This is a genomic window from Streptococcus sp. ELY_137 (genome assembly GCF_058314515.1).
This window is the reverse complement of sequence record NZ_JBZFUL010000003.1, coordinates 36,865-49,775: the sequence shown is the minus strand read 5'-3', so window position 1 is coordinate 49,775 and position 12,911 is coordinate 36,865. Positions and strand designations below refer to the sequence as shown.

Sequence of the window (12,911 nt, the reverse complement as noted above, 5' to 3'; positions counted from 1 at the left end):
AGTGAAACCAATTTGTCGTGAAAACTAGCTAAAGATGTTACAATGAGAAAAAATTTAAGAGGTGATAGTATGTATCATACGGAAATTTTGGGTGACCGTCTTTATCACAGTCAGTCTGCAGGTTATGGTCAATCTGTTGAATTGTTTGGTGGGGTCAATGATGGAGAAACACCAGTCAGTCTGCTCAATGTAGCCCTTGCCTCCTGTGTCACCATGTGCATTCAGGGATACTTTAAACGTTATGAAAATATTGATAGTCTTCCGATTAGGGTAAAGTCTGATCTCGATTATGATGCTGGCCGCTTTGCCTTAGAGCTTGATATTGATAGGAATTTAACAGATCAGGATCACTCGGATATTGTAGCTTATATCAATGAAAAATGTCGGGTGAGCAAGCTACTGCGGGAGAATATAGCCTTAGAGTTTACTTTTTCCTCCTAGATTACCGCATGTTCTAGGTGGTCTTATTAATCAAAGACCAGTTCGTTCCTGTCGTTTTGGCTCCCAAAGTCTAGCTAGAGATTTTTCAGCCTGCTTTGATTATTGAATCAGTTCAGGATGTAGAGTTTCACCTATACACGCAAGGGTGATTCTAGACCAGTGCTGATGGGATCCGATGGGCGGATCGTCCAACTGTAGCCAAGGGATAAATTGGGATTGGCTAGCAATGAAAACTTAGATTTCTTCTTTCAAACTTTTTGCTTTTCTTTTTTTCTAGTGGTGTTAAAATGTAGGTGTAAATAGAAAGAAGGCGGTTACATGATTGATGAAACAGTTCGCTATCAAGCACTGTCATCACAGGAACTATACGACCAGCTTAATACGAGACAGACTGGTTTGCACAGTGAAGAAGTTCACCGACGGCAGGAGCAGTTTGGCAAGAACCTTCTGGCAGAAGCCAAGCAAGAATCCAAACTATTGCGTTTTCTAAAGAATTTTACCAGTCTGATGGCCCTCTTACTCTGGACGGGCGGACTGGTGGCTATATTGACAGGGACTATTGAGCTAGGAATTGCCATCTGGTTGGTCAATGTCATCAATGGTATTTTTAGTTTTATTCAGGAGAATCGCGCTCAGAAGGCAACTGAAGCCTTGAAAAACTTGCTACCTTCCTATGCTCGCGTTGTTCGCGACGGCATTGAGCAAAAGATTTTAGCAGAGGATTTAGTGCCTGGTGATGTCCTCCTTATTGAGGAAGGTGATAAAATTTCAGCCGATGCTCGGATTCTTATGGCGACAGACTTGCAGGTTAATCAATCTGCCTTGACTGGTGAGTCTAACCCTGTCCGCAAGCATGATAAAACAGTAACAGATAGTGATGTTACAGCACTGGAAGCTGATAATTTAGTCTTTGCGGGGACGACGGTTTCCAATGGCTCTGCCCGAGTTTTAGTCACTCAGATTGGTATGCAGACAGAGTTTGGCAAGATTGCTCATTTAACTCAGGATGTTGCCGATGATAAAAGCCCGCTGCAAAAAGACGTTGATCGTCTGACCAAGCAGATTTCTCTTATTGCGATGAGCGTTGGAATTTTCTTCTTTATTGCCTCAGTTTTCTTTGTCAAGGAGCCGATTGCTAGAGCCTTTATCTTTTCACTGGGGATGGTTGTAGCCTTTATCCCAGAGGGTTTGCTGCCGACGATTACACTGTCTTTAGCTATGGCTGTTCAGCGCATGGCTAAGGAAAATGCCCTTGTTAAAAAATTAGCATCGGTAGAGACCTTGGGTGAGACCACTGTTATCTGTTCGGACAAAACAGGAACTTTAACCAAAAATGAAATGACTGTCCACAATGTTTGGACCCTCAAAAAGGAATACAAGCTGACTGGTTTGGGCTATGCGCCAGTAGGGCAGGTGCTTTTACACGGTCAAGAGGTCGCAGCAGCACAGGATACCGATCTCAACTGGATTCTGCGAGGGGCGACTCTCTGCAGCAATGCTAAAATCAGCAATCCAAGTAGCGATAATCCCAATTACACCGTGCTGGGCGATCCGACTGAGGCCTGCTTAGAAGTAGCCGCTCAGAAGGCTGGGATTGATTTGTCTGATAATGAGAGAGACAATTACCGACTAAAAGAGCTGCCTTTTGATTCTGATCGCAAGCGCATGACAACCTTCAATCATCTAGCGCAAGCGATTGAAGGTAAATCGACAGCGTCTTTTACCAAGGGCGCGCCTAAGGAAATTCTGGAGCTCAGTCCCTATATTCGTGAGAATGGCCGCATCAGAAGCCTCAGTGACAGTGAAAAAGCGGCAATTTTACGAGCCAATGATGCCTATGCCCAACGAGGGCTCAGGGTTTTGGCGCTGGCCTGCCGGCTCTACGATAACGAAGACAAGATTGAGGCCGCTACGATAAAAACCGCAGAAAGCAACATGATCTTCATGGGTTTGTTAGTGATGCAGGATCCACCGCGCGAAGGCGTCAAAGAAGCCGTTGCTAAATGCCATGCAGCTGATATTCGGATTATCATGATGACAGGGGACTACGACCTGACTGCTGTCAGCATTGCTAAGAGTATTGGTATTGTTAAAACCGAACAACCACGAGTTATCAGTGGCCGTATCCTAACAGAGATGTCTGATGCGGAATTGCAAGAAGCCCTCAAGGATGAAGTCATTTTTGCTCGGATTGCTCCGGAACAAAAATTCCGTATTGTCACCAATCTTCAGGCACTTGGCCATGTTGTCGCTGTAACTGGTGATGGGGTCAATGATGCCCCTGCTCTGAAAAAGGCTGATATTGGTGTCGCAATGGGGATCACAGGAACCGATGTCGCCAAGGAAGCTGCTGATATGATTTTGACAGATGATCATTTTACCTCTATTGTTAAAGCTATTGAAGAAGGTCGCAGTATTTACAATAACCTGCGCAAATTCCTCAGCTATATCTTTAACAGCAATACTTCAGAAGCTGTGCCGTCGGCGGTCTTTCTCTTTTCTAGGGGATTAGTTCCTCTGCCTTTGACGGTTATGCAAATTTTAGCGATCGACTTAGGAAGCGATCTGATGCCTGCTCTAGGTTTAGGTGTTGAACAGCCTGAGGAAGGTATCATGAGTCAGCCACCGCGTGCCAAGTCTGACCGTCTGGTCAACCGCAAGATATTAATCAAGTCTTTTATCTGGTACGGTGGTATGGAAGCCCTTGTTGCTATGGCTGCTTTCTTCTCAGTTTATGCCTTTCATGGAGAGCTGGGCAGCGCTCTAGCTAGCAGTGGCAGTCTCTATCGTGAGGCTACAACAATGACCTTAGGAGCGATTATTTTTAGCCAGATCGCTCAAGTCATGAACTGTCGCACACAGACCCAATCTATTTTTAAGCGGGGTTTTTTCACCAACCGTACCATTAATCTTGGACTGGCACTGGAGATTATGCTTTTTTGCCTTCTGGCTTATGTCCCTCTTCTCAACGGTCTCTTTAATACAGCCCCCATTAACAGACTAGAGTGGGGCATCCTTATTCTCTGCCCAATTCCAATCTTCCTGATTGAGGAAGCCAGAAAGGCTTGGCTACGCCGAAAATATAACACTTAATTTGACGGTTCGTCTCATAAAAGAGGCCCCGATTCCATTCGGAATTGGGGTCTCTTCAAAATAATCTAAAGTTGGAAGAAAGCAGGTCAGTTAGTCACACTCAGCCTATGCGACTGGGATTGCCATCGGCATCGAAGTGATAGAGGATACCATCAATAGTGTAATCTCCATCTTTAGCCTGTACGCCGTCTTTATTAAAATAGCGCTGAGTATTATCAATGGTTTGCCAGCCGGTTAACATGTGACCTTCCTTATTAAAGTAGTACCAATTGCCCCCTATTTCTTTATATTGGCTGGTGATAGGGTTACCATCTTCATTAAAGTAGTAGGTCTTACCATCAATAGTCTGGCTGCTGTTGGTAATGGCAAAACCGTCTTGACTGAAGTAGTAGATCTTGCCGTCAACTGTTATTAACTTGTCTCTAATGGCATAACCCTCTTGGTCAAAATAGAGGTAACCTGTCTTAATATCGCCAAGGTGGGGCCGCAGTGGATGATAGTTAATGGAACCCCAATAAAGTTTGTTGCGCGCCAGCGTATGGTCATCATTGATTAAGATAGGATCAACATTAGCTGAAACATCGTCTAATGTAAGACCAGGGGTCAGCAGTTCTCCTCGATAATCATAGGCCTTACCATCTTTGCCAATTTTAACGAGGAAATTATTATAATAGATTTTTGAAAAATGGTATTCCTCACCGTTGATATACTGAACGCCGCTGACCTTTTGGCCAGTTTTATCATCAATGAAGACGTGTCCGTAGCCATTGCCAGACCTTTCAAAATGGCCGGTGATGCTAGGATGTTCTTCGTTTTGGTTACCAGATGGATTGCCGTTATCGTCAAAATGGTAGAGCAGGCCGTCAATTGTCTTATCGATGTTTTTAGCTTGGACACCGTTATCATCAAAGTAACGTTTGGTACCATCAATAGTCTGCCAGCCAGTCAGCGCTTGACCGGTGTCTTTATCAAAGTAGTACCACTTGTCGCCATCATTTAGATAGCTTCCTTTGAGAATATCACCTTCGTGGTCATAAAAACCAAAGTGATAGAGTTTGTAGTCTATCCTGCGGAAGCCTTCAGTAACTTGAGCATAGTCATCACCAAAGAAGTAAAGTTTACCATCAATGGTCTTAAACCCCTTTGCCCTGCTGCCATCTTCGTTGCGGTAATAAGTCTTGCCCTTGTGGGTGTAGAGGCCGCTTGGCAGGGTGTAGACTTGACCATCCATTGTGAAGGGATTGCCGTTATCATCAAAGCGTAAAACACGACCTTCAATAGTATAGATACCATTCTTTGCTTGGATACCAGTTTCATCATCAAAGAAGCGCAGGGTACCGTCAATAGTCTGCCAAAATTTCAGTGGCTGACCGTTATCCTTATCCAGATAATACCAATTTCCATCAACTTCGGCATATGCACCCTTGACCTGAGAACCATCTGGCCTAAAGAAGTAGGTGTTTCCTTGAAAAGTTTTCAGCCCCGTCAGAAGTTGACCAGTTTCATCAGCACAGTACCAAGTAACCTCATGATCGGGGGTAAAAAATTGGTTTTCAACCAGTTGGCCATTATCTTGGAAGTAGTACAGCTTACCATCAATCGTCTGGAAACCGGTTAGATTTTGACCGCTACCGTCACTGTAAAATTTACCAGTATCCCCTTTGTGCCAGCCAGCGGTAGTAAGTGTAGCGCTAACCATATTTTCAGTGTCCATTCGAGCGTTTTGGTTGAATGCGTGGGTCTCACTGACGATTCCAGAACTGTTTTGACCTTCCTGATGTTTAGGCATGTCAGTGTCAGAATTTGCTTTTGAAATTCCAGAACTGCTAGAGTCTGAAACAGCTGCCGCCCCAGTATTAGCATCAACCGTAGAGCTTTCAGTACCACGTTCAGCCCTCTTGTCATCTAGTTCTTGCTCTCCCTCGGCAGAAGCCGACTGAGTACCTTCTGAATCAGTATTCTTAGCATCTTCTTGAACCTGAGACTTAGCTTCAAAAGCTGTCACCGTTTCAGCGGTTTTATCATCAGTGATGAAACCAGTCTCAGTTGCTTTAGCAGGACTGGCGTTGCTCGTCTGACTGCTTGGAACAGAGTCACTTACAGGAGCTGTCGTTTGATCTGCACTGACTCTCACAGCTCCCAGACCAGTTAGCATCACTACCATGGTTGCGATGGCTACCCAGTGTTTTTTTACCTTGTGCATTTTAATGCGTCGTTTGATTTCCATAGTTAGCCTCCTTCTAATGGCTGAAGAGAAAAGCTCTAACGACTTGTCTTATAGCTGCCCAATCATCAGCAGCTTGGATTATAAATATTAAAGCTTTCTCAAAATTATTATATCACTGTATGGAAACGTTTACAATGCTAATTGTTAGAGTTGATTGTTGCATAAAAATAAATTGTCAGAAAACTATTTTTTGTGTTGAAATTGTCTGAATTTTTTGCTATACTGGTTTTTGTAATAGGAAAACGACGAGAGAACAAGCGCCAAATCAACTGCCAGAGAGTTCCGTTGCTGAAAAAGGGACACAGGTTTGGCCACACAGTCTTGAGTGCAGGTGCGAAGCTTATAGTAGTGCCTGACGGGTGGTTTCGTTAATAACCAGAAGTCTATGACTTCACGAGGAAAGATAGGTGACTGTCTTTCGAATTGAGGTGGAACCACGTTGCGACGTCCTTGCAAAAATTTTTGCGAGGGCTTTTTTGTTAAATAGCTAGTGCATCAGGAGGTTTTTATGATTAGAGGTCTGAGAGAGATTGAGCCTTATACAGCTGGTAGTCAGCCCCAGGGTAAACGAATTATTAAGCTGAATACCAATGAAAATGCCTACTCACCTAGTCCTAAGGTGGCGGATGCTTTGAAGGCATTTGACAGCGCCGATTTGCGCAAATATTCTACACTCACTCAAGAAGAACTGCGTCAGTCCTTGTCTGCTCATTTAGGAGTGGCAGCTGATCAAATTATCCTCGGTAACGGTTCCGATGATATCCTTTCCATGGCTTTTTTGGCTTTCTTTAACAATGATGAACCAATTTTATTTCCAGATTTAACATACGGTTTTTATAAGGTTTGGGCCAACTTATATGATATTGCCTATCGTGAGGTGCCGCTGACCAGTCAATTTGAGATAGCCCCATCAGATTACCAGACATTAAACGGCGGTCTTGTTGTCGCTAATCCAAATGCCCCCACAGGTATTTATAAGCCTTTGGATGAACTGGAAAAGATCATTCAGGCAAATCAGGATGTCGTTGTTATTATTGACGAGGCCTACATTAACTTCGGTGGTAAGACCGCCCTGCCTCTGCTGGAAAAATACAAAAACGTTTTTATCACGCGCACTTTCTCAAAAGATGCTTCTCTAGCAGGTTTGCGTGTAGGCTATGGGGTTGGCAGCCCCGAGTTGATCAAGGTTATCGAGGCTGTCAAAAACTCGGTCAACCCTTACGCCGTTGATAGCATAGCAGAAAAATTAGCTCTAGCGGCTGTAGATGACTGGGATTACTACAGCAATAACTGTCAAAAAATTGTTAAAACCCGCGATTGGTTTGTAAAGGAGCTCGAAGCTATCGGATTTACTGTCCTGCCGAGTTCGGCCAATTTTGTTTTGGTTAAGCCGGCTCTAGCAGCTCAGGAGCTCTTTCAGTATTTACAGACTAAGAATATCTATGTCCGTTATTTCCCTAGAGTAGAGAGAATTAAGGAATATTTACGTATCTCTATCGGTCGACAGGAAGAAATGGAGAAAGTCATAATGATCATTCAAGAGGTAGTTTCATGAAAAAAACAACATTACCAGTAGGTATGCACGACAAATTATTCAAGAGGGCTGCGACCATGTATCGCTTAGAACGTGATATCAGTGATTTATTGATAGAACGACAGTTCAGGCGCATCGAAACACCGACTTTGGAGCATACAGAAGTATTTGGAGATGAGTTAAAAAACACCCACTATCATCTTTTTGATAAATCGGGGGATTTACTCAGTCTGCGGCCAGATATTACCAGTCAAATTGGACGAGTCATTGCCTCAACTCAAGTAGAAACACCGATTAAGTTTTCCTACTCAGGAAAGGTCTTTCACTATAATGAAGAATTGCGCGGCCTGCTCAATGAGCACACTCAGGCTGGTGTAGAGATTGTTGGCTACCCAGCCGATAAGGCGCTTAAAGAAGCTATCTTATCGGCTAAAGCAGCCCTAGATGTAGCTGGGGTTAAAGTCTATCAGTTCGAGTTTTCCCATGCAGCTATCTTGCAGACCATCTATGATGAGTTGGACTTGGATGAAGTCGGTCAGCACCATTTGGAGGGAGCTATTATTGATAAGAATATCACAGCTCTCCATACTTTTACCGAAGTCCATCCCAGCGAGTTTGATGCCTTGATCGAGGCTCTGCCTTTCTTGTTTGGGGAAAGTCACGATGTGCTGGCAAAAGTCCGTCGGCTAGTTAAACACAAGCTGATTTTGAAGGCCCTTGATGATTTGGAAGCTTTACTAGGAGACATTTACCGTTTTCTGCCCCAAACAACAGTTGACCTCGCGCAAGTTCCCTCCCTGCCTTACTATACCGGTATGATGTTTAAAGTTTTTGGTGAAAATGTTCCAGATGCTTTTGTGTCTGGTGGCCGTTATGACAAATTGTTTGAACGTTTCGGCGCGTCAGAGCTGACGGCTGTTGGCTGGGCAGTTGATTTAGACAGTATTTATCAGGCCATTCATAATAGCTTAGAAGGAGGAGGTCTGCGATGACAGAACAGATTACGATAGCACTCACGAAAGGACGGATCGAAAAAGGTACCGTGGACCTCCTGAAACAGGCCGGTTTTGATTTGGCTTTTATGGCCGATAAAGGGCGCAGTCTCATTTTTGAAAGTCCCGATCGCCGTTTTCGCTTCCTATTAGTTAAAGCACCGGATGTTACTACTTACGTCCACCACGGCGTAGCTGATATTGGGGTGGTGGGCAAGGATGTGCTCCTGGAGCATCCGACAGGCTATTTGGAAATGCTGGATCTGAATATCGGTCTTTGTAAATTTGCCGTAGCTTCGATCCCTAGTTTTGATCCGGGCGACCATAAGCGTAAGCGTATCGCAACGAAATACCCCACGGTTGCCACTGATTTTTATAATCAGAAAGGAGAGGATGTCGAAATCATTTCCATTCAGGGAAGTGTTGAAATTGCTCCAGTTATTGGTTTAGCTGATGCCATTGTCGATATTGTCGAAACAGGCAACACCTTAAAAGCCAACGGTTTAGAAGTATTTGAGGATATCTGCCGTATATCCGCTAGAATGATTGTTAACAAGGCAGCTCTTAAAAATAACTCCCAAGTGCTACCTTTTATTAAAAAAATTGAGGCTATTGTTGGAGACGAGGAGGTACCTTTTCAATGAAACGTCTAACAGGAACTAACGAAACTATATCTAAGATTCTCTATCAAGAGCAGCTGGAGCTGAGCCGGCAGAATATCGATGTTGAGGAAACTGTCCGCGCTATTATTGAGAATGTGAAAAATCGCGGTGATCAAGCACTGCGCGAGTACTCCGCGACATTTGACAAGGTTGACCTAAGGGATCTTGAAGTCGGGCAGAAGCTGATTGATCAAGCTTTTGCTGAGGTTGACAAGGATGTTCTGAAAGCTCTTGAAAATGCCAAGGCTAATATTGAATCTTACCATCGCCAACAACTGGAGACGGGCTTTGAAGATCAGCCCTCAGATGGTGTCCTTCGCGGCCAGCTCATCCGCCCCATTGAGCGGGTGGGTGTTTATGTGCCGGGAGGGACAGCGGCTTACCCGTCCTCAGTCCTCATGAATGTCATTCCGGCCAATATTGCAGGTGTCAAGGAAATTATTATGATCACGCCGCCACAGGAGCATTTTGTTCCAGCTATCTTGGTTGCGGCTAAGCTAGCTGGTGTGGATAAGATTTACCAAGTGGGCGGTGCCCAAGGTATTGCCGCTCTGGCTTACGGCACCCAGACCATTCCTCAGGTTGATAAAATCACTGGCCCTGGGAATATCTTTGTGGCAACAGCCAAAAAACAGGTTTACGGCATTGTCGGTATTGATATGATTGCCGGTCCATCGGAAATTGGTGTTATTGCGGATAGTACAGCTAATCCAGCCTATGTAGCAGCAGACTTGCTCTCGCAGGCAGAGCACGATGTTCGTGCGCGGACGATTTTAGTAACCAATTCTGAAGCTCTGGCTGATGCGGTAGAGGCTGAGATTGAAGCTCAGCTGCAAACCTTGCCGCGTCAAGCCATTGCCCGTCCGTCTATTGAAAATAACGGCCGCATCATCATTGCAGCCAATACTGCTGATATGTTTGACCTTATGAATCAAGTGGCTCCGGAACATTTAGAAATTTCTATGGAAAATGCCTATGATTACCTAGACAAGGTTGAAAATGCTGGATCTGTTTTCCTTGGGCATTATACCAGTGAGCCCATCGGTGATTACTATGCAGGTGCCAATCACGTCCTGCCAACAACCGCAACCAGCCGTTTTTCATCAGCGCTAGGGGTGCATGACTTTGTCAAGCGCATTCAATACACCCAATATACTCAAGCAGCGGTTAATAGGGCTGAACACGATATCACGACCCTGGCCTATGCTGAAGGCCTGCAAGCACATGCCAGAGCCATCGAGGTGAGAAATGACCAAAATTAAAGGACTGTTAGTCATGGACGTAGATTCAACCCTCGTTCAGGAAGAAGTGATTGATTTGTTGGGAGAAGAAGCAGGCGTTGGCGAGCAAGTAGCTGCCATTACCGAGCGTGCCATGCGAGGGGAGCTGGACTTTAAGGAAGCTTTGGCTGAGCGCGTGGCCGCCTTGAAAGGATTGTCAGAAAACATCTTTGATAAGGTTTATGCCCGCATTCATTTTAACAAGGGAGCCAAGGAATTAGTGGCTGAGTTGCACGCGCGCGGTTACAAGGTTGGTCTGGTATCTGGCGGCTTTCATGAGACGGTTGACCGTCTGGCTGCTGAGGCAAATGTTGACTATGTCATGGCCAACCACTTGGAAACGGCAAGCGGCATTCTGACAGGCCGAACTTACGGTGATATTGTGACCAAGGAGGTCAAGGTGCAAAAGCTTCGCGATTGGGCTGCGGAAAATGGGCTGACGTTGGCAGACACTGTTGCTATGGGTGACGGAGCCAATGATCTGCCCATGATTCACGAGGCTGGTATCGGCATTGCCTTTTGTGCCAAACCTGTTGTACGCGAGCAAGCCCCCTACCAAATTCAGGAGCCTGACCTGTACAAAGTGATTGAGATATTAGATGAGGTAAGAAAATGAGACAAGCAGAAATTAAGCGCAATACCTTTGAAACCAAAATCAAACTGAGCCTGAATTTAGATGAACAAGAACCCGTGGATATTCAGACAGGTGTTGGTTTTTTTGACCACATGCTGACGCTTTTTGCCCGTCATGGACGGATGTCCTTGGTGGTCAAAGCTGATGGTGACTTGTATGTAGACAGCCACCATACAGTTGAAGATGTAGGGATCGTTCTTGGTCAAGCCCTGCGCCAGGCCTTGGGAGACAAGGCCGGTATCAACCGCTATGGAACAAGTTTTGTGCCCATGGACGAAACGCTGGGTATGGCCAGCCTTGATTTGTCGGGCCGCTCTTACCTCGTTTTTGATGCTGACTTTGACAATCCCAAACTGGGCAATTTTGATACCGAATTGGTGGAAGAATTCTTCCAAGCCCTTTCCTTTAATGTACAGATGAATTTGCACTTAAAAATCTTGCATGGTAAAAACAACCACCACAAGGCAGAAAGTCTGTTTAAGGCGACTGGCCGTGCCCTGCGCGAAGCAGTAACCATCAACCCAGAAATTCACGGGGTTAACTCCACCAAAGGAATGTTGTGATATGAAAATAATAGTCATTGATTATGACGCCGGCAATACGGCTAATGTCCTGCGAGCCTTGGATAAGATCGGTGTCGAAGCCGAGCTGTCAGCTGACCCGCAAAAGATTTTGGCAGCTTCTGGCTTGATTTTGCCGGGAGTAGGAGCCTATCCTGCAGCAATGACCGAGCTGGAAAAACGAGGGCTAGTATCCACTATTAAAAAGGCCGTTGCCAAGGGCACGCCGCTCCTAGGAATTTGTCTGGGCATGCAATTGCTGACCGAAACAGGGCTGGAGCACCAAGAAACGGCTGGCTTAGGCTTCATTCCAGGTGCGACACGTGAAATTCCAGCCAAGAATGGTTTTCCAGTGCCTCACATGGGCTGGAATGATTTACAGGTCAAGCAGGAGTCGCCGCTGACAGCTGGTTTGCAGGATCAAGCAGTCTATTTCGTGCACAGCTATTTTACAGATGTCCCCCAAGCCTACATTGACGTAGCAGCTGACTATTCTATCCAAGTACCCGCTATGATTCACAAGGACAATGTCTATGGCGCCCAGTTTCACCCCGAAAAATCAGGAACTGTCGGATTGGGCATCCTCAAAAAATTTGTAGACTTGTGTGAGCGATGAAAATAAATTAGAAAGGACGGTTCATTCAGGTATTTTCTGAACTGAACCCGAGCTAAAAGCGTCGTGAAAAAGATAAACTTCCTTGTGTGCGGGCACACGTCGTCAGTTTCCTATTTTCATCTCGCTTTCTTAACGCTCTTGGTATCTTAATTATGCAGATTCTTCCTGCTATTGACATTAAAGACGGTCAGGCTGTCCGCCTTTTCAAAGGTGATTTTAAGCAGCAGACGGTGGTTAATCCTGATGTGCTGGGTCAGGCACGTATTTTTGCAGGTGCGGGCATTGACTTTATTCACGTTGTGGACCTTGATGGAGCTCTGGATGGTCAGGCGACCAACCGCGATCTCATTGCAGCGCTGAAAGTGGCGACAGGCCTTGGTGTTGAAGTCGGCGGCGGCATTCGTACGCTGAAGCAGATTGAGGACTATCTCAATGTCGGTATTGACCGTGTCATTATCGGATCTATGGCCGTTAAAAATCCCACTTTTGTCAAGGCTGCACTGGATAAGTTTGGGGCAGATAAGATTGTTGTTGGTATTGATGCCAAGGATGGCTATGTTGCTACGGAAGGGTGGCTCAAGACCAGTACGGTTGACTACATCAGCTTGGCCAAGGAAATGGAAAAAATGGGAGTCAAGCTCTTTGTCTACACCGATGTTGGCCGAGATGGCACGCTGACCGGTCCCAATTTTGACCATTATGAGCGTTTGGTGGCTGAGCTGACAACCGCCAAAGTTATCGCTTCAGGTGGCATTGCAGAGCTGGATAATTTGATCAAACTTGAGGCTATCGGTGTGGCAGGTACCATTGTCGGCAAGGCCTACTATAACGGTAATATCACGCTGGATGAGTTAAAAAGTTTTGGAGGATAA

Annotated in this window: 11 protein-coding genes; 10 read left to right on the top strand and 1 reads right to left on the bottom strand. The window is 45.4% G+C overall.

Annotated elements, in window-relative coordinates; all coding sequences use genetic code 11:
• The first annotated feature begins 69 nt into the window (after window positions 1–69).
• Together AC4HAO_RS03355 and AC4HAO_RS03350 are read left to right on the top strand one after the other, a co-directional pair.
• On the top strand, window positions 70–441 hold the full coding sequence (locus tag AC4HAO_RS03355) for an OsmC family protein (protein ID WP_491093029.1): 372 nt from the start codon (window positions 70–72) through the stop codon (window positions 439–441).
• 318 nt (window positions 442–759) lie between these two features.
• Entirely contained in the window at window positions 760–3,534 is a 2,775-nt protein-coding gene (locus AC4HAO_RS03350) for a cation-translocating P-type ATPase (protein ID WP_491134584.1), read from the top strand.
• Between the two features lie 100 nt (window positions 3,535–3,634).
• Here AC4HAO_RS03350 and AC4HAO_RS03345 read toward each other — a convergent pair whose 3' ends face one another.
• Entirely contained in the window at window positions 3,635–5,761 is a 2,127-nt protein-coding gene (locus AC4HAO_RS03345) for an N-acetylmuramoyl-L-alanine amidase family protein (RefSeq protein WP_491134582.1), read from the bottom strand.
• Window positions 5,762–6,269: 508 nt separating this feature from the next.
• On the opposite strand from AC4HAO_RS03345, the gene hisC reads away from it, so the two are divergent.
• The 8 genes from hisC to hisA all read left to right on the top strand — a co-directional run bounded on the left by hisC (window position 6,270) and on the right by hisA (window position 12,911).
• Window positions 6,270–7,316, top strand: coding sequence for a histidinol-phosphate transaminase (gene hisC / locus AC4HAO_RS03340; protein WP_491134581.1), 1,047 nt, complete (start codon window positions 6,270–6,272; stop codon window positions 7,314–7,316).
• Complete coding sequence (locus AC4HAO_RS03335; RefSeq protein WP_491093025.1) at window positions 7,313–8,287, top strand: ATP phosphoribosyltransferase regulatory subunit; 975 nt, start codon at window positions 7,313–7,315, stop codon at window positions 8,285–8,287. Before hisC ends, AC4HAO_RS03335 begins: the two co-directional genes overlap by 4 nt.
• A complete protein-coding gene (hisG, locus tag AC4HAO_RS03330; RefSeq protein WP_491134580.1) occupies window positions 8,284–8,931 on the top strand; it encodes an ATP phosphoribosyltransferase in 648 nt (215 codons plus the stop codon). The genes AC4HAO_RS03335 and hisG overlap by 4 nt, the downstream gene beginning before the upstream one ends.
• On the top strand, window positions 8,928–10,211 hold the full coding sequence (gene hisD, locus AC4HAO_RS03325) for a histidinol dehydrogenase (protein ID WP_491134579.1): 1,284 nt from the start codon (window positions 8,928–8,930) through the stop codon (window positions 10,209–10,211). The genes hisG and hisD overlap by 4 nt, the downstream gene beginning before the upstream one ends.
• Window positions 10,198–10,845: a phosphoserine phosphatase SerB gene (gene serB, locus AC4HAO_RS03320; RefSeq protein ID WP_491134578.1), complete on the top strand. Its 648-nt coding sequence runs from the start codon at window positions 10,198–10,200 to the stop codon at window positions 10,843–10,845. The genes hisD and serB overlap by 14 nt, the downstream gene beginning before the upstream one ends.
• Window positions 10,842–11,426 carry an imidazoleglycerol-phosphate dehydratase HisB gene (gene hisB / locus AC4HAO_RS03315; RefSeq protein WP_491134576.1) on the top strand — a complete coding sequence of 195 codons (585 nt, stop codon included), beginning with the start codon at window positions 10,842–10,844 and terminating at the stop codon, window positions 11,424–11,426. Before serB ends, hisB begins: the two co-directional genes overlap by 4 nt.
• A 1-nt stretch (window position 11,427) precedes the next feature.
• Entirely contained in the window at window positions 11,428–12,039 is a 612-nt protein-coding gene (gene hisH, locus AC4HAO_RS03310; RefSeq protein ID WP_491134574.1) for an imidazole glycerol phosphate synthase subunit HisH, read from the top strand.
• Between the two features lie 152 nt (window positions 12,040–12,191).
• Window positions 12,192–12,911 carry a 1-(5-phosphoribosyl)-5-[(5-phosphoribosylamino)methylideneamino]imidazole-4-carboxamide isomerase gene (gene hisA, locus AC4HAO_RS03305; protein WP_491134663.1) on the top strand — a complete coding sequence of 240 codons (720 nt, stop codon included), beginning with the start codon at window positions 12,192–12,194 and terminating at the stop codon, window positions 12,909–12,911.

Excerpts from the sequence above, each read along its gene's own strand:
- AC4HAO_RS03355 (WP_491093029.1), top strand. The coding sequence starts at position 70 with ATGTATCATACGGAAATTTTGGGTGACCGTCTTTATCACAGTCAGTCT.
- AC4HAO_RS03350 (WP_491134584.1), top strand. The coding sequence starts at position 760 with ATGATTGATGAAACAGTTCGCTATCAAGCACTGTCATCACAGGAACTA.
- AC4HAO_RS03345 (WP_491134582.1), bottom strand. The coding sequence starts at position 5,761 with ATGGAAATCAAACGACGCATTAAAATGCACAAGGTAAAAAAACACTGG.
- hisC (WP_491134581.1), top strand. The coding sequence starts at position 6,270 with ATGATTAGAGGTCTGAGAGAGATTGAGCCTTATACAGCTGGTAGTCAG.
- AC4HAO_RS03335 (WP_491093025.1), top strand. The coding sequence starts at position 7,313 with ATGAAAAAAACAACATTACCAGTAGGTATGCACGACAAATTATTCAAG.
- hisG (WP_491134580.1), top strand. The coding sequence starts at position 8,284 with ATGACAGAACAGATTACGATAGCACTCACGAAAGGACGGATCGAAAAA.
- hisD (WP_491134579.1), top strand. The coding sequence starts at position 8,928 with ATGAAACGTCTAACAGGAACTAACGAAACTATATCTAAGATTCTCTAT.
- serB (WP_491134578.1), top strand. The coding sequence starts at position 10,198 with ATGACCAAAATTAAAGGACTGTTAGTCATGGACGTAGATTCAACCCTC.
- hisB (WP_491134576.1), top strand. The coding sequence starts at position 10,842 with ATGAGACAAGCAGAAATTAAGCGCAATACCTTTGAAACCAAAATCAAA.
- hisH (WP_491134574.1), top strand. The coding sequence starts at position 11,428 with ATGAAAATAATAGTCATTGATTATGACGCCGGCAATACGGCTAATGTC.
- hisA (WP_491134663.1), top strand. The coding sequence starts at position 12,192 with ATGCAGATTCTTCCTGCTATTGACATTAAAGACGGTCAGGCTGTCCGC.